Source organism: Streptomyces rubellomurinus, assembly GCF_000961885.1.
GTDB lineage: Bacteria > Actinomycetota > Actinomycetes > Streptomycetales > Streptomycetaceae > Kitasatospora > Kitasatospora rubellomurina.
The window spans coordinates 63,901-80,843 of the sequence record NZ_JZKH01000013.1; the positions used below are offsets into that span (position 1 = coordinate 63,901).

The 16,943-nt window shown below is 73.6% G+C and carries 14 protein-coding genes; 3 read left to right on the forward strand and 11 right to left on the reverse strand.

Going from position 1 to position 16,943, the window contains the following annotated elements; genetic code table 11:
* Positions 1 to 6: 6 nt before the first annotated feature.
* The gene (locus VM95_RS09315; protein ID WP_045694051.1) at positions 7 to 675 is read left to right on the forward strand and encodes an adenylate kinase family protein; all 669 of its coding nucleotides are present in this window, start codon (positions 7 to 9) and stop codon (positions 673 to 675) included.
* Between the two features lie 590 nt (positions 676 to 1,265).
* Here the strand turns inward: VM95_RS09315 and VM95_RS09320 are convergent.
* From VM95_RS09320 to VM95_RS09330, 3 genes are all read right to left on the reverse strand, one after another.
* Positions 1,266 to 2,003, reverse strand: coding sequence for a VOC family protein (locus VM95_RS09320; protein ID WP_045693945.1), 738 nt, complete (start codon positions 2,001 to 2,003; stop codon positions 1,266 to 1,268).
* 173 nt (positions 2,004 to 2,176) lie between these two features.
* Positions 2,177 to 2,641 carry a DUF6228 family protein gene (locus VM95_RS09325; RefSeq protein WP_208615427.1) on the reverse strand — a complete coding sequence of 155 codons (465 nt, stop codon included), beginning with the start codon at positions 2,639 to 2,641 and terminating at the stop codon, positions 2,177 to 2,179.
* Between the two features lie 195 nt (positions 2,642 to 2,836).
* Positions 2,837 to 3,373 carry a winged helix-turn-helix transcriptional regulator gene (locus VM95_RS09330; RefSeq protein ID WP_208615429.1) on the reverse strand — a complete coding sequence of 179 codons (537 nt, stop codon included), beginning with the start codon at positions 3,371 to 3,373 and terminating at the stop codon, positions 2,837 to 2,839.
* Between the two features lie 98 nt (positions 3,374 to 3,471).
* Here VM95_RS09330 and VM95_RS09335 point away from each other — a divergent pair, with 98 nt between their 5' ends.
* Positions 3,472 to 4,257: an SDR family oxidoreductase gene (locus VM95_RS09335; protein ID WP_045693947.1), complete on the forward strand. Its 786-nt coding sequence runs from the start codon at positions 3,472 to 3,474 to the stop codon at positions 4,255 to 4,257.
* Positions 4,258 to 4,283: 26 nt separating this feature from the next.
* Positions 4,284 to 4,643 (forward strand): nuclear transport factor 2 family protein, encoded by a 360-nt coding sequence (locus VM95_RS09340; RefSeq protein WP_045693949.1) that lies wholly within the window; start codon positions 4,284 to 4,286, stop codon positions 4,641 to 4,643.
* Between the two features lie 48 nt (positions 4,644 to 4,691).
* Here the strand turns inward: VM95_RS09340 and VM95_RS09345 are convergent, their stop codons facing one another.
* From VM95_RS09345 to VM95_RS09380, 8 genes are all read right to left on the reverse strand, one after another.
* Positions 4,692 to 5,690, reverse strand: coding sequence for a YdcF family protein (locus tag VM95_RS09345; protein WP_045693951.1), 999 nt, complete (start codon positions 5,688 to 5,690; stop codon positions 4,692 to 4,694).
* Positions 5,691 to 5,801: 111 nt separating this feature from the next.
* Positions 5,802 to 6,275: a hypothetical protein gene (locus tag VM95_RS09350; RefSeq protein WP_045693953.1), complete on the reverse strand. Its 474-nt coding sequence runs from the start codon at positions 6,273 to 6,275 to the stop codon at positions 5,802 to 5,804.
* Between the two features lie 184 nt (positions 6,276 to 6,459).
* Positions 6,460 to 7,659 (reverse strand): beta-ketoacyl-[acyl-carrier-protein] synthase family protein, encoded by a 1,200-nt coding sequence (locus VM95_RS09355; RefSeq protein ID WP_244178689.1) that lies wholly within the window; start codon positions 7,657 to 7,659, stop codon positions 6,460 to 6,462.
* A gap of 255 nt (positions 7,660 to 7,914) precedes the next feature.
* Positions 7,915 to 8,757, reverse strand: coding sequence for a lysophospholipid acyltransferase family protein (locus tag VM95_RS09360; protein ID WP_045693957.1), 843 nt, complete (start codon positions 8,755 to 8,757; stop codon positions 7,915 to 7,917).
* Positions 8,754 to 9,638, reverse strand: coding sequence for a GNAT family N-acetyltransferase (locus VM95_RS09365; protein ID WP_045693959.1), 885 nt, complete (start codon positions 9,636 to 9,638; stop codon positions 8,754 to 8,756). The genes VM95_RS09360 and VM95_RS09365 overlap by 4 nt, the downstream gene beginning before the upstream one ends.
* 293 nt (positions 9,639 to 9,931) lie before the next feature.
* On the reverse strand, positions 9,932 to 11,311 hold the full coding sequence (locus tag VM95_RS09370) for a serine hydrolase domain-containing protein (protein WP_045693961.1): 1,380 nt from the start codon (positions 11,309 to 11,311) through the stop codon (positions 9,932 to 9,934).
* A 101-nt stretch (positions 11,312 to 11,412) separates the two neighbouring features.
* On the reverse strand, positions 11,413 to 12,756 hold the full coding sequence (locus tag VM95_RS09375) for a M1 family metallopeptidase (protein WP_045694057.1): 1,344 nt from the start codon (positions 12,754 to 12,756) through the stop codon (positions 11,413 to 11,415).
* Positions 12,757 to 12,803: 47 nt separating this feature from the next.
* A complete protein-coding gene (locus VM95_RS09380) occupies positions 12,804 to 16,676 on the reverse strand; it encodes a Pls/PosA family non-ribosomal peptide synthetase (RefSeq protein WP_045693963.1) in 3,873 nt (1,290 codons plus the stop codon).
* Positions 16,677 to 16,943: the final 267 nt, after the last annotated feature.

Below are 16,943 nucleotides of genomic sequence, written 5' to 3' on the forward strand. Positions count from 1 at the left end.
GGTTCGATGCGCATCGCCATCTTGCAACCACCGGCCTGGTGGCGGGAGACGCCAAGCGATTCGCTGGCTCGGGCCCTGGCAGTGCCACGCATCAACTTCAGCGATCTCATACGCGCTCACCTCCGCCAGGGCACCGACCTGGGAATCCGGTCCGCCGAGATCATGAACTCCGGCAAACCGCTCCCGGACGAGATCATCAATGCGATCGTCCGCGACCACCTGCGCCAGGCGGCCCCCGCAGCCTTCCTCCTTGACCGGCACCCGCTCAACGCCGCCCAGGCGCTCGCTCTGGACGAGTTGCTCCACGAACTCAGCACGCCCCTGAACAGCGTGTTGCGCCTGCACCTTCCCGAGAGGGAGGTGGAGGGCCGCGTCCGCCGCCAGTCCGCCCGTCGCCTCTGCCGTAACGACTCAACCCACGTCTACGAGCCGGCGGTGGACACCCTCGACGTCGACGGCGCCTGCAACGTCTGCGGCGGTGAGCTCTATCAGCGTGAGAACGACAAAGAGAAGAGCATCCGCAGTCGGTTCAGCAGCTACGAAGCGATGGTGGAGCCCATCATCCAGCACTACGCAAGGCAGGGGCTCCTCGTCACGGTCGACGCGGCTGGCACACCCGACGAGATAGCCAGCAACGCGCTCACCGCGCTCCGACAGCATCAGGCATCCACCTGAATATGACGGGGCGTCACCGTACGCACAGAAGCACGATCGACTTCACGAAATCCGTGCCTGAACCCATATGACCCGACAAAATCAGAGGGGCTGCCTTCATCATGGCTGTATCTCGTGCCAGGCGGCTGCACGATGGAGTGGCACGTTTCGTTGCTTGCCGTGGACAACTCAGTGCTGCTCTTTGACGTGGACGGATGGGAGCCCAGCTGGGGCGAAGACCCACACGATGGCCTCCGCAACGCGAGCCCGTCACTACGGCACTGGCTGTGGACTTGGGCCTGCGGTGGCGACGTCTGGGCTCACGTGCACGATCACGCCTGACTCACAGCTGCGTAGCCACAGGCCGACTGCCAAGCTCTTCATCCTCAAACGATCAGTTATCCGAACCAGATCAGCCCGGGGGCTTTCAGGGCAGAAGGCCGACGAGCTCCCCGGGCGTAGACCCCAGAGGTCTCGGCCATCGTCGAATGCCTGGTGACAGAGTCTCGCTTACCCCTTCGGCGCTTCTCGCGCGGCCACACACGGACCCAAGCTCCTGGGCTCCCGGGCCGTCCGATCGGACGGCCCGGGAGCCCAGGTGGTGGGCCGGGCTAGCGGGGGCTGAGCAGGCAGAACTCGTTGCCCTCCACGTCGGTCAGGATCCGCCACGAGATGGCGGACTGGTCGATGCCCGGGTCGGAGGCGCCGAGAGCGCGCAGCCTGGCCTCCTCGGCTGCCGGGTCGTCACCGCGGTAGGGGCTGATGTCCAGGTGGACGCGGTTCCACCCGCTCTTGGTGTCGGGGGTGCGGATGAACTCCAGGTAGGGGCCGACGCCGTGGGCGGATCGCATGGTCGCGTAGTCGTCGGCGACCTCGTGCACCGTCCAGTCCATCGCCTCGCCCCAGAACCGGGCCATCGCCCGCGGGCTGGTGCAGTCGACCACCACTGCGGCGATCGGCCCGGTGTCCCGGTAGATCTCCCGGGGCTCCAGGACGCAGAACTCGTTGCCCTCCGGGTCGGCCATGACCGTCCAGGGGACGTCGCCCTGCCCCACGTCGGCGAGTGTCGCGCCGAGGTCCTTCAAGCGGGCGACCAGCTCCGCCTGATGAGCCGTCGAGGTGGTGGCCAGGTCGAGGTGCACCCGGTTCTTCACCGTCTTGGGTTCTGGGCGGGCGACGAGGTCGATGCAGACGGCCGCGGGGTCGGGGTAGGCGAAGCCGACCGGTTCGAGGTTGGTCACGCCGGGGCCCTCGCTGTCGACACCCCAACCGAGTGCCTCGGCCCAGAACCGGCCGAGCGCAGCGTCGTCCCGGGCCTTCATGTTGATCTGCACGAGTCGTGTTGCCATGCCGCAGATCCTAGATCCGGAGTCGGCCGGTTTCAGCGGAGTTCCAGGGCGTCGAGCCCCCGCCGGTAGGTAGCAGCGGGGAAGGCGATCCGTTGACCGGTTGGTTCTGGCGGGTTGAAGTGGAGCCGGTAAGGCGGTGGTTCAGCCCGCTACAGCAAAGTCGACGGCGAGATTCAACGGGTTCCAGCTGGAGTGCCGCGGTCGAGAAACTGACGGATGTCTGCGGCAAAGGCCGTCAGTTGTTCCCCGCCCTCCAACCAGGTGGTGACCGAGGCTTCCCAGGAGTCTTCCCGGGTGGTCCATGGCCGGAGAGTCCAGGTCAGGCCGACGTGGCCACCGGATCGAAAGACTGCCCGCAGGGCGAGGTGGTGGGTGCTCCAGGCGCGCTCGCCCTCCCAGCCGCGGAAGTCGGCAGCGAGCTTGTCGAGGAAGTCGGCCAGGTACTCCGGCCCCCAGACCCAGGTGAGGACCGAGTCGAGCCGGGCTTGGAGGCCTTCAGCGTGCACGTCCACCGCGAAGCCGGTTCCGTACTCGTCAGGGAAGTAGCGGTCGGAGAACCTGACCTGGGTGGTCGGGTCGTCCTGGGAGCGGACGATGACAGCTGGCGTGTCGGTGGGATCGGTGTCCTTGACGTTCATTCGCCGGACAGTAGACGGCTTCGCGCCCGAAAGTCACTGCGATTCTGTTCGACCGGGCGGGCGGGTGGTGTCGATGTGACCGGCCAGATGGATCAGCGTGGCTTGCGGGTCGATCACTTGGGGGGAGCAGGTGTCACGCCAGCGACAAACCGGTGCTGCGAGGCGGTCAGGTGCAGCCCGTGCGCGTGGCCCTGCTCAAGGCTGTACGAGGCTCTTCGCCTCCTCTGCGGGAATGGTTGGCCGGGCCGCGTAGCGGCTGCGCATCGCGTCGCTGGCTGCGGGGCCCGCGGTGAAGACGTAGGCGGTGCTGTCGTCGAGTCGGCGGCCGGTTTTGGCGTCGACGACGACGGGCTCGACCTCCTCGCCGCTGTGCGCGTCGACGAGGATCATGCTGCGCTCCGCCGCCGGGAGGCGGGCATTGCCCCACGCGGCCAGGGCGACGATCACCGGGCGCAGCGAGCGCCCGAGTTCGGTGAGTACGTACTCGTGCCGGACGGGGCCGGTCTGGTAGGGCCGGCGCTCCAGGAGGCCGTCCGCGACCAGGGTCTTCAGCCGGGTGGTGAGCATGCTGGAGGAGATGCCCAGGCTCTCCTGGAACTGGTCGAAGCGGGTGTAGCCGTCGAAGGCGTCATGGAGGATCAGCAGCGTCCACCACTCGCCGACGTGTTCCACCGTCGTGGACAGCGGGCACTCCCGGTCCTCCAGCCTGATCCGGCTCGCCACGGCGACCATCCCCTCGGTTACTGCTAAAGTCAAAGTTAGTGGCTTCTATTTTAGCAGTCGAGACGGGGCGGCGCCTCGTGCGCCCGCGCCCGGGAACGGGGCACACCGTGACCACATCCATCAGCGAATCCCTCGAAGGCCGGCGTGCTCTGGTCACCGGCGGCACCAAGGGCACCGGAGCCGCGATCGCCCGACGCCTCGCCGAGGCCGGCGCGACCGTGCTCGTCACCGCCCGCAGCCGGCCCGACGACGTGGAGGAGAAGACGTTCATCACGGCTGACCTGTCCACCGCCGAGGGCGCCGCCGACGTCGCCTCCGAGGTGGACGCCCGTGTGGGAGGCGTCGACATCCTGGTCAACACCCTCGGCGGCTCCACGTCGCCGGCAGGAGGATTCGCCGCGCTCGGAGAGGACGACTGGGCCCGGGAGCTGAACACGAACCTGCTGGCCGCCGTCCGCCTGGACCGCGCGCTCCTGCCGCACATGATCGCCAACGGCAGGGGCGCGGTCGTGCACGTCACCTCGATCCAGCGCCGCATGCCGCTGTGGAACGGCACCCTGGCCTACGCTGCCGCCAAGGCCGCCCTGACCACGTACAGCAAGGGCCTGGCCACCCAGGTCGCCCCGCACGGAGTCCGCGTCAACACCGTCTCGCCCGGCTTCGTCCAGACCTCGGCCGCCGACGACCTCGTCGCCCGGATCGCCCACGAAGCCGGTATCAGCCAGGAAGCGGCGCTGGGCCGGCTGATGGACTCCCTCGGCGGCATCCCGCTCGGCCGGCCCAACCGGCCCGAGGAGGTCGCCGAGCTCGTCGCCTTCCTCGTTTCCGACCGCGCCTCGGCCATCGTCGGCGCCGAACACGTCATCGACGGCGGCACCACCCCCACCGTCTGAACCCGCCGTCACCATCAGGAGCCGTCATGCACGACCACCAGCCCCGGACCATCACCCCGGACGACCTGCCCGAGGTGATCACCCGCTACCTCGCAGCGCACCGCGCCCACGACACCGCCACCGCGGTCACGGCGTTCACCGACGACGCGACAGTGATCGACGACGGCAACACCTACCAGGGCGGCGCCGCGATCGAGCGGTGGCTGGACCGATCCGCCACCGAGTTCACCTACACCATCGACCTGACGAACGCTCAGGAGATCGACACGGCCCACTACATCGCCACCCACCACCTCGAAGGCGACTTCCCCGGCGGCACCATCGATCTCCGCTATCGGTTCACGCTGCGCGACGACCTCATCGAACACCTCTCCATCGAACCCTGAGGCCGCTCCCACGCGCCCACCCGGCCACTGCCGGATCCGGGGGGCTGTTCAGAGGGCCGCGAGCACGCCGCAGAGGGCGAGGAGGCCGCAGATGCCGAAGTTGACGAGCTTGTGCGAGAGGAACACCGCGGCGAACTCGCGGATGGTCGCGCTCGGCCAGTAGTACGCGGCGGTCGGCGAGCCGAAGACGTGGCCGTTGACCCCGGTCTTGCGGGCGGTGAGCGCGGCGCGGAAGGCGTGGAAGTTGTTGGTGACCACCACGCAGTGGTAGCCGGTCTTGGCCTGCTCCATGATCGCCTTGCTGAAGAGCAGGTTCTCCTCGGTGGTGCGCGAGCGGTCCTCGCGCGCGAGGTGCTGGGCCGGGAAGCCGCGCTCGGTCAGGTAGTCGGCCATCGCGTGGGACTCCGGCAGCTTCTCGTCCGGGCCCTGGCCGCCCGAGGTGATCAGCACCGGCGGGTTGCCGCGCGCGGCCTGCTGCTCGTACACCTCCCGGCCTCGGTCCAGCCGGCTGGCGAGCAGCGGCGGTACGCGATCGCCGCCGATCAGGCCGGAGCCGAGGACGACCACGAAGTCCACGTCCCGGCGCGGCCGGTGGCGGCCGTAGAGGAAGGCGTAGCCCACGAAGCAGACGAACAGGAAGGAGATGTAGCCGACCACCAGCAGGGCGGTGCCGGCCAGGATGGCGAGTCGGTGCGAGCCGGTGACGACGGCGGCGGCCATCAGCGCGAGGAGGGTGATGATGCCGAGGCCGGCGAGCAGGGACAGCAGATTGGCGGGTCGTCGGCCCTCCTTGCGGATCATGGTCAGGCCGTTGGCGAGCAGGAACCAGACCAGGGCCACCGTGCCGATGGCCGGGAGCAGGACGATGGCGACGGCCACCAACTCCACCACCAGGGTGGGCGCCTTGCGCAACTCGGTGAGCAGGGCGAGGGAAAGGAGCGATACGGCGATGCCGAGCAGCACGGCGTTGCTGAACCGGCGGCGGTCGCGCAGTACCCCGATACCGAACAGCAGGAAGAACAGGGCGGCTGGGGCGTAGACGATCATGTTCCTCATCGTAGGTGCGAAGGAGTGGGACCAACGGGCTGCTGACGGACGGTCGGGAGCCTCTCCGGCGCCGTGTGCGGCCGACGGTGGCCCGCGCTCAGAGGCCGATGTTCAGAGGCCGATGTTCAGGCCGAAGGCCGCGTCGAAGGACGCGTACCCGACGCACGCGGCCAGCCAGCCGCCGAGGACGGCGGTGACGGCGGCGGTGATCCGCCCGATCCTGCTGCGCCGCTCCTCGGGGCGGCGCAGGTGTCGGACGCCGTGGACCAGGGCCAGCAGGCCGAGGGCGGCCAGTGCGTAGGCACCGGGGGCACTGGCGCGGTGGAGGGCCTGGGCGACGTAGAACGTCGCTGCGAGCGAGAGGGTGGTGAGGGCCATGAGGAGGATCCCGCCGACCGTTTCGACGACCAGCTCGCCGAGGCAGCCTCCGGCCTTCTGGACGGCGAAGGTCGCCGGGCCGACCTGGCCGCCGGGGACGGGTGTCGGGTCCCCCGGCCGGTGGGCGGTCGACGGTCCGCCGTCCGCCTCGGCCGCCTCGACTGCCTCGGACGCGTCCGTGTGCGCGTTCGCCCGGTCCCCGGTCATGCCCGCCCCCACCGCCACTTTGCCTGCTCTTTGCGTTCCGGGGCATCGTAGCGGTGGGCGGAGCGTCGTCGCAGGCCAGGGCGGGGTCGGGCCCACGGAGGGGCCGGCGGTGCGGGGCGGCAGGGGCCTCCCGGCTGCCTGCGGACGGACGTCCGCCGACACCCGGGAGGTGCGGATGGGACGGTCAGGCCCGCTCGGCGGTGAAGACGAGCGAGGCGTTGTGTCCGCCGAATCCGAAGGAGTTGGTGAGGGCCGCGCCGAGCGTGCCGCGTCGCGGCCGGCCGGCGACGACGTCGAGCTTCACCTGCGGGTCGAGGTCGTCGAGGTTCCGGGTGGCGGGGATGACCCGGTCGCGGAGGGAGAGGATCACGGAGACGGCTCCGAGGGCGCCGGCGGCGCCGAAGAGGTGGCCGGTCATCGACTTGGTGGCGGTGACGGCCGGGTGCAGGCCGATGGCCTCGGCGATGGACTCGGCCTCGGTGAGGTCGCCCTTGGGGGTGGAGGTCGCGTGGGCGTGCACGTGCTGGACGTCGAGCGGGCCGAGCCCGGCCGACGCCAGGGCGAGGCGCATCGCGCGGACCTGCCCCTCCGGGTGGGCGGAGGTGATGTGGTGCGCGTCGGAGGTGACACCGGCGCCCGCCAGGACCGCGTGCACCCGGGCGGCGCGGGCGGCGGCGAAGTCGGCGCGCTCCAGGACGACCAGGGCCGCCCCTTCGCCGATGACGAAGCCGTCCCGGTGGGTGTCGAACGGCCTGGACGCCTGCTGCGGCGCGTCGTTGCGGGTGGAGTGCGCCTTGGCCTGCGCGAACCCGGCCAGCGGGAGGGGGTGGATGCAGGCCTCGGCCCCGCCCGCGACGACGACGTCCGCGCGACCCAGGCGGATCAGGTCGAGGCCCATCGCGATGGCCTCGGCGCCCGAGGCGCAGGCGCTGACGGGAGTGTGGGCGCCGCCCTTGGCGCCGAGCTCGATGCTGACCCAGGCCGCCGGCCCGTTGGCCATCAGCATCGGCACGGTGTGGGGCGAGACCTTGCGGACGCCGGAGGCCTCCAGGACGTCGTCCTGGCCGAGCATGCTCAGCGCGCCGCCCGTGCCGGTGCCGATCACCACGGCGAGGCGTTCCGGCTCGACGTCCGGCCGCCCGGCGTCGGCCCAGGCCTCGCGGGCGGCGATCAGCGCGATCTGCTCGCACCGGTCCAGCCGCCGGGCCTGCACGCGGTCGATCACCTCGCTCGGTTCGACCCGCAGTCGGCCCGCGATCCGCACCGGCAGTCCGGCCGCCCAGTCCTCCTCGATCGCGCTGATCCCGGAATCCCCGGCCAGCAGCCCGGCCCAGGTCGACGGGACGTCGCCGCCGAGCGGCGTGGTGGCACCCAGCCCGGTCACCACGACCTTCGTCGCACCGGCTGCACCGGCCGCACCCGTCGTCCCGGTCGTTCCGGTCGTACCCGCAGTATCCGTAGCCATCGAACAGCCCCCTTTGTGGATGAGACACACCTCACGTCCATCGTGGTGGCGGGAGGTGATCACGACATCTGCCACTCTGCCAGCGGAGTTACGGGCCATCAGGTGCCGTGATCAACGGAGCCGCGTGCCGGGAATTGTGGAGTTCGCACAATGACAGGAGGTCGGAGCAGCGGGTCAGCGGATGCCTTCGACCGCCGCCTGCGCCGCGCGGGCCAGCTCCCGGCGGGCGCCCGCCCGGGTGGGGTGCGGCGGGGGCGGGGGGATCGGCGGACGGAACGTCACCTCCGCGACCAGGCCGCGCACCGCGACGACCCGGGCGAGCGAGGTGAGCAGTCCGTCGTCGCCGACGAAGGCGGGCACGCTGGTGGGCCGTCCGTCAGCCAGCCGGTAGCGGATCGTCACCGGCTGGACGAGGGCGCCGGCGTCCACCGCGGCCTGGAACAGCGCCGGGCGGAACCGCCCGCTCTCCAGCCCGCACCACGTCGACCCCTCCGGGAAGACGATCACTGGCTGCCCGCCGCGCAGCACCTCGGCCACCGCCGCCACGGTGGCGGGCAGGGTCCGCAGCCGGTCCCGGTCCAGGAAGACGGTGCCGCCCCAGGCGACCAGGGGCCCGAGCACCGGCCACTGCCGGACCTCGGTCTTGGCCAGCGACCGCCCGGGCCGGCCGGCCGCGAGCAGCGGGATGTCCAGCCAGGACACGTGGTTGGCGACCACCAGCACCCCGCCGCCGGCCCCCGCCGCACCGGCTGCCCCGGTACCGGCTGCCGTGCCGGCCCCGGTCAGGTACACCGTCACCCCGAGGGCGCGCAGCACCGTCCGGGCCCAGAACCGGACCAGCCGGTCCCGGGTGCCGTACGGCAGCAGCCGCACCGGCAGGGTGAGCGCCACCCCGGCCAGGACGACGGCGAGGCAGGCGGTCAGCCGCAGCGCCCGCCGGGGGTGGGAGACCTCCGGCGCGCGCTCGGCCAGGCAGGTCTCCGGCCGGCAGGGCGCGGTCGGCAGCCAGACGCTCATGAGGAACTGCCCAGGGAGGCCGCCCCGGAGAGGAAGTGCCGCAGGTAGCGCGGGTCGGTGCGCTCCAGCGAGAGCAGCACGTACAGGTCGGCGCAGCCGAAGTCGGGGTCGTAGGCAGCCTCGCCGCAGACCCAGGCGCCGAGCCGCAGGTAGCCGCGGAGCAGGGAGGGCAGGGCGCCCTGCGCGGCGCGCGGCACGCCGGTGGCGTCCCAGCGGCGGCGGGGGGTGACGCGGTACTCGGCGGGGGCCAGGTACTTGGCGCTGACGGTGTCCCAGACCCGGGCCGCGGTGGCGCCGCCGTCCGCCAGGTCGATGGAGCAGCAGCCGCCGACCCAGGTGTTGCCGGTGTCGGCGAGGTAGCGCGCGATGCCGCCCCACATCAGGTTGATGACGGCGCCGTTGCCCCGGTGGTCGGGGTGGATGCAGGAGCGGCCGAGTTCGACCAGGCCGGGGCGCAGGGGGGCGAGCGCGGAGAGGTCGAACTCGCCGTCCGAGTAGAGCCGGCCGGCCCGGCGGGCGGCCTCGGGGCGCAGCAGCCGGTAGGTGCCGACGACCGTGCCGTGCTCGCCCTCGCGGACGAGGAGGTGGTCGCAGTACTCGTCGAAGGGGTCGACGTCGAGGCCGGCGAGCGGGCTGTGCAGGACGGCGCCGAGTTCGGCGGCGAACACCTGGTGGCGCAGCCGCTGGGCGGCGCGCACGTCGTCCTCGTCCCGGGCGAGGGAGACGGTGTAGGCGGCCGGGGCGGCTTCCGGGGCCGAGGCCGGGACGGGGGCCGGGGCCGACGGCCGGCGGGGCGCCGGGACTGCCGAGGCCGGGGCCGGGGCCGGGGCCTGGTGGGTGGGGGCGTCTGCGGTCGGAGCGTACGTGGGGACGGTGGTCATGGCGGACCCTCCAGGGCAGCACGATCGGCGGTGCCCGGCGTCGCGCCGGGGCACCGTCCCGGTTCGCAGGAGGTGGAGCGGGGAGGCGAACCGGTCACCGTATGTCTGTCCGAGCCGGTTGGCATCCACGTTGCCGCGCGGCGGAGGGCAGATGTGCAGCTGCTGAATGGGACCACCCGTGGCCTGGTGGCCATCTGCCGGGCACCGGACGCTCGTTCGCCGGGGGTGGACAACGCCCGGGAGCGTGGTGCACGGCAGGGGCGCGCGCGGCGGATGCGCGCCCCGCCGGAGGCTCAGAGTGCGCGCCAGCCCTGCGGGTCGACGCCGCCCGGGACCGCCCCGCCCGGGCCGTACGGTTCGCGGGTGTAAACGAAGGAGCCGACGTCCAAGTGCCCGACCGTGCCGTCGGAGTTCCGGACCACCCGCAGGGTCTCGCCCGCGTAGTAGCGGTCGAGGCCGAGCCAGGTGCCGTCCGGCTGCGGCCGGAACCGCGCGGCCCGGCCGTGGTCGGCCAGCGGGGTCAACTCCAGGACGCGGCCCGGCCGCAGCCGCAGGACGTTGGGCATGGCGCCCCAGTACCAGGGGCCGGTGAGCGCCAGCAGGTCCTCGTCCACCTCGGGCAGCGGGCGCCAGGGCTCGGGCAGCCGGGGCTCGTGTTCGGCGGTGAGCGCGATCAACCGGGCGGCCAGCTGCGGGGTGTTGGCGCCGCTGGTGGCGTTGGCCAGGGCGAAGGCGGCCAGGCCGTCCGCCTCGCTGATCCAGATCCCGGCGGTGAAGCCGGGCATCGAGCCGGAGTGCCCGTACAGCACCCGGCCCTCGTGGCGGCGCAGTTGCAGGCCGAGTCCGAAGGCGGAGGTCCAGTCGGCGTCCTCCGGGCCGACGGCCGGGCGGCGCATCTCGGCGAGCGAGTCGGCGCCCAGCACCTTGTCGTCGCCGGCCGCGAGGAAGGCCGCCCAGCGGGCCAGGTCGGCGCCGGTGGACCAGAGTTGGCCGGCCGGGCCCATCAGCCCGGTGTCGGTGAGCGGTTCGGGCAGCATCACGTCGGCCCACGGGTGGACGGCGAAGCCGCCGGCGTGCGGGTGCTCGGGCAGCAGCGTGGTGCGGTCCATGCCGAGCGGCGCCAGCACCTCCCGCCGCAGCACCTCGCCCCACGGTTCGCCGCGCAGCCGCTCGACCAGGGCGCCGAGCAGCGCGTAGCCGGGGTTGGAGTAGTGGTGGCGGCGCCCGGCCGGGTGCTTGACCGGGCTCTCGGCGTCGAGCAGGTCGGCGAGTTCGGGCCGCAGCGCGCCCTCGGTCCGCTCCCACCACGGCGGGGGCGTCTCGGCGGCGAGCCCGGCGGAGTGCGCGAGCAGCTGGGCGACGGTGGCCGCGTCGGCGGGGGTGCCGGGCAGGTGGCGGCCGAGCGGGTCGCCGAGGTCGAGCAGGCCCTCGTCGCGCAGCCGCAGCACCAGGACGGCCACGAAGGTCTTGGTGAGCGAGCCGATCCTGAACTGCACGTCCGGGGTGGGCGCGTGGCCGTCGATCATGCTGCGCGCGCCGCTCCAGACCAGCTGCCCGTCCCGGACCACGCCGGCCACCACGGCGGGCGCGCGCCCCTCGGACTGGGCCAGCGCGACCTGGTGCAGCAGCGCGCGGCGGGTGCCCGGCAGCAGCTCGGCGGGCAGCTCGGTCATGTGTTCTTCGAAACTCGTCGGCATGGGACCGGACAGTAGCCCAGCCCGGCCGGGGAGTCGGCCGATTAACCGTCAGCCCCGCCCGGCCGGGGGCCTGACCGTCAGCCCGGCAGCGGCGGCAGCTCCGGCCGGTGCAGCCAGGCCTCGAACAGCGGGCCGAGCGGCACGGCGGTGTACCGGGCCGCGTGCGCGAGCAGGTCCTCGGTGCCCACGACGCCGTGCCGGTGCACGGCCGTCCAGTCCCGCAGCATGGCGAAGAACGCCTCGTCGCCGAGCGCGCGGCGCAGCGCGTGCACGGCGAGGCCGCCGCGCTGGTACAGCCGGTCGTCGAACATCAGCCTGCGGCCCGGGTCGGCCAGCCGGAGGTCCTGCGGCAGGCCGGCCAGCAGGCGGTGCGCGGCGGCCGCGTGGACGGCCGCCGCCGGGCCGCCGGCGTGCTCGGACCAGAGCCACTCCGCGTACTTGGCGAAGCCCTCGTTGAGCCAGATGTGCCGCCAGTCGGCGATCGACACGCTGTTGCCGAACCACTGGTGGGCCAGCTCGTGCGCGATCAGCCGCTCGCGCTCCCAGCCGCCGCCGAGGTGGTTGGTGCCGAAGGTGGCGACGCCCTGCGCCTCGACGGGGACGTCCAGCTCCTCGTCCGCGACGACCACCGCGTACTCGCCGAAGGGGTACGGCCCGAACGCCTCGCCGAAGTAGGACATCATCGCGGGCTGCCGGGCGAAGTCCCGGGCGAAGTCGGCGGCCAGCCGCTCCGGCACGAAGCCGGTCTGCGGCACGTAGCCGGCCTGCGGGGCGGCCGGCCGTTCGGTCAGCGGCACCGGCCGGTACGGCCCGATCGAGACCGTCACCAGGTACGGCGAGGTCGGCGCGCTCTGCTCGTACACCCAGGTGGTGCTGGACGCCCGGGTGGTGCGGGTCAGCAGCCGGCCGCTCGCCACCACGGTGAACGGGGACGGCGTGGTGACCGACAGCTGGTAGGAGGCCTTGTCCGCGGGCCGGTCGTTGCACGGGAACCAGGACGGCGCGCCGACCGGCTGACTGGCCACCAGCGCGCCCTCCGACAGCTCCTCCCAGCCCAGGCCGCCCCACGGGCTGCGCACCGGGCGGGGGTTGCCGGTGTAGTGCACCTCGACGGTGAAGGCCGCGCCCGCCGCCAGTGCCTTGGCCGGGCGCACCCGCAGCTTGCCGCCGCGGTGGGTGTAGCGGGCGGCCTTGCCGTCGACGAGCACCCGGCCGATCCGGAACTCGGCCAGGTCGAGCGCGAACTCGGCCAGCGCGATGTCGGCCACCGCGGTCAGCCGGGCCGAGCCGGCCAGTCGGTTGGGCCCGGGCCGGTAGTCGACGACGAGTTCGTAGCGGTGCACCCGGTAGCGGTGGTCGCCGCTGGTCGGGAAGTACGGGTCCGGGGCGCCGGCGGCGGCCGGGGCGGGCTTGGGCTTCACGGGGGCGTGGGCTTCCTGCGGGCCGGGACGGAAGGTCTCGGGGGTGGTCACGACGTGGCCTGCCACGCCTCGATGGGGTTGCCCAGCCACCGCGTGTCGGCCGGGACGGACTCGGCGCGCATCACCAGCGAGGCCGGGCCCAGCGTGCTGCGCGCGCCCACCGTGCTGCCGGGCAGCACGATCCCGCCCGGGCCCAGGGTGGCGCCCTCGCGGAGGACCACAGTATCCATCCGCATGATCCGGTCGTGGAAGAGGTGGGTCTGCACCACGCAGCCCCGGTTGATGCTCACGCCGTCGCCGAGGGTGACCAGGTCCGCCTCCGGCAGCCAGTAGCTCTCGCACCAGACGCCCTGCCCGATCCGCGCGCCCAGCGCCCGCAGCCACAGGTTCAGCACCGGCGTGCCCGGCACCGCGCCGACCAGCCACGGCACCGCCAGCACCTCGACGAAGGTGTCCGCCAGCTCGTTGCGCCACACGAAGCCGCTCCACAGCGGATGCTCCACCGCCCGGAACCGCCCGACCAGCAGCCACTTCGCGGCCACCGCGACCAGGCAGGCCGCGCCGCCCGCCGCCAGCAGCACCAGGCCGGAGAGCAGCGCGGCGAGCAGGACGGAGCCGTCCGCCAGCCAGGACAGCGCCGCCACCGTCAGCAGGCCCAGCGCCCCCGAGGCCAGCACCGGCAGCAGTCGGGCGAGCTCGACCAGCCCGCGCGCCCACAGCAGCCGGGTCGGCGGCTCGTACGTCAGGCTCTGGTCCGCCTCGTCGGCGGCGCGCGGCAGCCGCACCGGAGGCATGCCCAGGTACGAGCTGCCCTTCTTCGCCTTCGCCGGCGTCGCCGACAGCACGCCCACCAGGCCCCGCTTGGGCACCGAGCGGCCCGGCGCGGTCATCCCCGAGTTGCCGAGGAAGGCCCGCTCGCCGACCTTCGCCTCGCCCAGGCGCATCCACCCGCCGCCCAGCTCGTAGGGCGCGATCAGGGTGTCGTCGGCCAGGAACGCGCCGTCCCCGACCGTGGTCAGGCTGGGCAGCGCCAGCACCGTGGACACCTCCGCGCCCCGGCCGACCCGCATCCCCAGCGCCCGCAGCCACCACGGCGTGACCAGCCCGGCGTACAGCGGGAACAGCACCTCGCGGGCCCGGTCCATCAGCTGGGTGACGGTCCACGCCTGCCAGCTGACCCGGCCCTGTAGCGGGTGCACCCCGGGCACCAGGCCGATGCTCAGCAGCCGGACCAGCGCGACCAGCTGCGCCGCGTACACCGCGCCGTACGCCAGGGTGGCGGGCAGCAGGCCGAGCAGCGCGCCGCCGAGCGCCGGGCCGAGGCCCGCGCCCTGGTCGACGAAGCGGGAGAGCACGGCCAGCGCGGCCGTGGCGGGCAGTACCGGGAGCAGGCCGAGCAGGGCGTCGCCGGCGCCGTACACCGCGGCCCAGGCGGGCCGGCGGACCGGGGGCTCCTTCGGCCAGGACCACTCGGCCCGGCCCAGCTTGCCGGCGGGCGCGCCGCCCCAGCGCTGCCCGGTCGGCACCTGGCCGGTGACGCTGGAGCCGGGCAGCACCTGGGCGCGCTTGCCGACCCGGGCGCCGGGCAGCAGCGTCGACCGGGTGCCGACCACCGCGCCGGCGCCGACCTTGAGCTGGCCGACCTCCAGCCGGTCGCCGTCCAGCCAGTAGCCGCACAGGTCGACCTCGGCCTCGACGGCGCAGCCCCGGCCCAGCTTGAGCATGCCGGTGACCGGCGGCAGCGAGTGGAGGTCCACCTCCTTCGCGACCTTGGCGCCCAGCAGCCGGGCGTAGGGGACCAGCCAGGCGCCGGACAGCTCGGTGGCGCCGCTCAGCTCGGCGAGCCGCTCGGCCGCCCACAGCCGCAGGTGCACGGCGCCGCCGCGCGGGTAGCTGCCGGGGCGCAGGCCGCGCAGCAGCAGCCGGGCGCCGCCGGCCCCGATCGCCAGCCGGCCCGGCGCGCTGTACAGCGCCAGCGCGCCCGCGCCGACCGCCCACCAGGAGGCGGTGGGCGCCCACGGGTAGTCGCCGAGGTGGGAGAGCAGGTTCCCGGCGGCGAGCAGCGCGACCGTCCAGCGCAGGCCGACCACCGTGAACAGCGGGATCAGCAGGAGCAGCTGCAGCAGCTTCGCCCTGGTCGGCACCAGGGTGACGGTCCGGGCCTCACCGCTGTCGGCGGCGGTGCGCTCCAGGTGGCGGGCCAGCTTGCGCAGCGTCGGGTGCTGGTAGACGTCCAGCACGGCGGCGTTCGGGTAGCGGGTGCGCAGCAGGGTGGTCAGCCGGGCGGCGGCCAGGCTGCCGCCGCCGATCGCGAAGAAGTCGTCGCGCGGGCCGCCGACCTGGACGCCCAGGATCTCGGCCCACTGCTCGGCCAGCCAGGCCTCGGTGCCGTACAGCCGTTCGCTCGGTCCGGCGGCCTCCAGCTCGGGCAGCGGCCAGGGCAGGGCATTGCGGTCGACCTTGCCGGAGGTGCGGGTGGGCAGGGTGTCGACGGGCGCGAGCAGCGGCACCAGGGCGGCGGGCAGCTCGGCGCGCAGCCGCTCGACGGCCTGCTCGCGGTCGAAGCCGTCCTGCACGACCAGGTAGCCGACCAGCAGCTGGTTGCCGCCGCGCGCCGTCCGCACGGCGGCGGCCGCGCCGGCCACCCCGGGCAGCGCCTGCAGCGCGGCGTCCACCTCGCCGAGCTCGATCCGGCGGCCGCCGAGCTTGATCTGCTCGTCGGTGCGGCCGAGGAACAGCAGGCCGGCCGGGTCGGCCTGGACCAGGTCGCCGCTGCGGTAGGCGCGCTCCCAGCCGAGCGAGGGCAGCGGCGCGTACTTCTCGGCGTCCTTCTCCGGGTCCAGGTAGCGGGCCAGGCCGACGCCGCCGATCACCAGCTGCCCGGCGGCGCCGGGGGCGACGGGCTCGCCGGCCTCGTCGACGACGGCGAGGTCCCAGCCGTCCAGCGGCAGGCCGATCCGGACCGGGCCCTCGCCGGTCAGCATGGCCGCGCAGGCGACCACGGTGGCCTCGGTCGGGCCGTAGGTGTTCCACAGCTCGCGGCCCTCGGTGACCAGCCGCTGCACGAGTTCGGGCGGGCAGGCCTCGCCGCCGAAGATCAGCAGCCGGACCTCGTTCAGCGCCTCGGCCGGCCACAGCGCGGCCAGCGTCGGCACGGTGGAGACCACGGTGATCTCCTGCTCGGCCAGCCACGGGCCGAGGTCGGCGCCGCTGCGGACCTGGGAGCGGGGGACGGGCACCAGGCAGGCGCCGTGCCGCCAGGCCAGCCACATCTCCTCGCAGGAGGCGTCGAAGGCGACGGACAGGCCGGCCATCACCCGGTCGCCGGGGCCGATCGGCTCGTCCTGGAGGAACAGCGCGGCCTCGGCGTCCACGAACGCGGCGGCGTTGCGGTGGGTGACGGCGACGCCCTTGGGCTTGCCGGTCGAGCCGGAGGTGAAGATGATCCACGCGTCGTCGGTCGGGGCGGGGCGGTGCTCGGCGGCGGGTTCGCGGGTGCCCGTGGTGGTCAGGGCGCGCTCGGCGCCCAGGACGGCGGCGACCTCGGCCTCGCCGAAGACCAGCTGGGCGCGCTCCTCCGGGTCCTCGGCGTCCACCGGCACGTAGGCGGCGCCGGCGGCGAGCACGGCGAGGATCGACACGTACAGGTCGTTGGTGCCCGAGGGCACCCGCACGCCCACCCGGTCGCCCTGCCCGATCCCGGCGGCGGCCAGCCGGCGGCGCAGCCGCTCGACCTCGGCGGCCAGGGCGCGGTAGCTGAGCACGGCGCGCCCGTCGTCCAGGGCCGGCTCGTCGGGGTGGGCGCGCACGGTGGCGTCCAGGACGTCCACCAGGGTGCGCGGCGCGGCGGCCGGGCGGCCCGGGAACAGGGCGCGCGGCCCGGTGGTGTGCTGCTGCTCGTGGTGCGGTTCAGCGGTCATGGCGGACCCTGCGCTCCTCGTCCTCGCCCGGTGCGATCGATGCCCGGCCCGTGGGGACGGTGGGAGCACTCTCCGTGACGGGGTGACCCCACTCCGGGGCCGGAGCGGACAACCCGACCGATGGTAGACCCGGCCTGCGGGCCCGGCAGGAGCGGGAACTCGGCCCAACTCGGCCCGGAACGGCCGAATCTGACGACGCATCAGTCAACAAGTGATGCCGGGTTACTCCGATGTGACGAAGCATCAGTCGAATTGACGGATCGTCAG

What these genes read in the sequence shown, in the direction of transcription:
- VM95_RS09315 (WP_045694051.1), top strand. Translation starts at nt 7, where the DNA reads ATGCGCATCGCCATCTTGCAACCACCGGCCTGGTGGCGGGAGACGCCA.
- VM95_RS09320 (WP_045693945.1), bottom strand. Translation starts at nt 2,003, where the DNA reads ATGGCAACACGACTCGTGCAGATCAACATGAAGGCCCGGGACGACGCT.
- VM95_RS09325 (WP_208615427.1), bottom strand. Translation starts at nt 2,641, where the DNA reads ATGAACGTCAAGGACACCGATCCCACCGACACGCCAGCTGTCATCGTC.
- VM95_RS09330 (WP_208615429.1), bottom strand. Translation starts at nt 3,373, where the DNA reads ATGGTCGCCGTGGCGAGCCGGATCAGGCTGGAGGACCGGGAGTGCCCG.
- VM95_RS09340 (WP_045693949.1), top strand. Translation starts at nt 4,284, where the DNA reads ATGCACGACCACCAGCCCCGGACCATCACCCCGGACGACCTGCCCGAG.
- VM95_RS09345 (WP_045693951.1), bottom strand. Translation starts at nt 5,690, where the DNA reads ATGATCGTCTACGCCCCAGCCGCCCTGTTCTTCCTGCTGTTCGGTATC.
- VM95_RS09350 (WP_045693953.1), bottom strand. Translation starts at nt 6,275, where the DNA reads ATGACCGGGGACCGGGCGAACGCGCACACGGACGCGTCCGAGGCAGTC.
- VM95_RS09360 (WP_045693957.1), bottom strand. Translation starts at nt 8,757, where the DNA reads ATGAGCGTCTGGCTGCCGACCGCGCCCTGCCGGCCGGAGACCTGCCTG.
- VM95_RS09365 (WP_045693959.1), bottom strand. Translation starts at nt 9,638, where the DNA reads ATGACCACCGTCCCCACGTACGCTCCGACCGCAGACGCCCCCACCCAC.
- VM95_RS09370 (WP_045693961.1), bottom strand. Translation starts at nt 11,311, where the DNA reads ATGACCGAGCTGCCCGCCGAGCTGCTGCCGGGCACCCGCCGCGCGCTG.
- VM95_RS09380 (WP_045693963.1), bottom strand. Translation starts at nt 16,676, where the DNA reads ATGACCGCTGAACCGCACCACGAGCAGCAGCACACCACCGGGCCGCGC.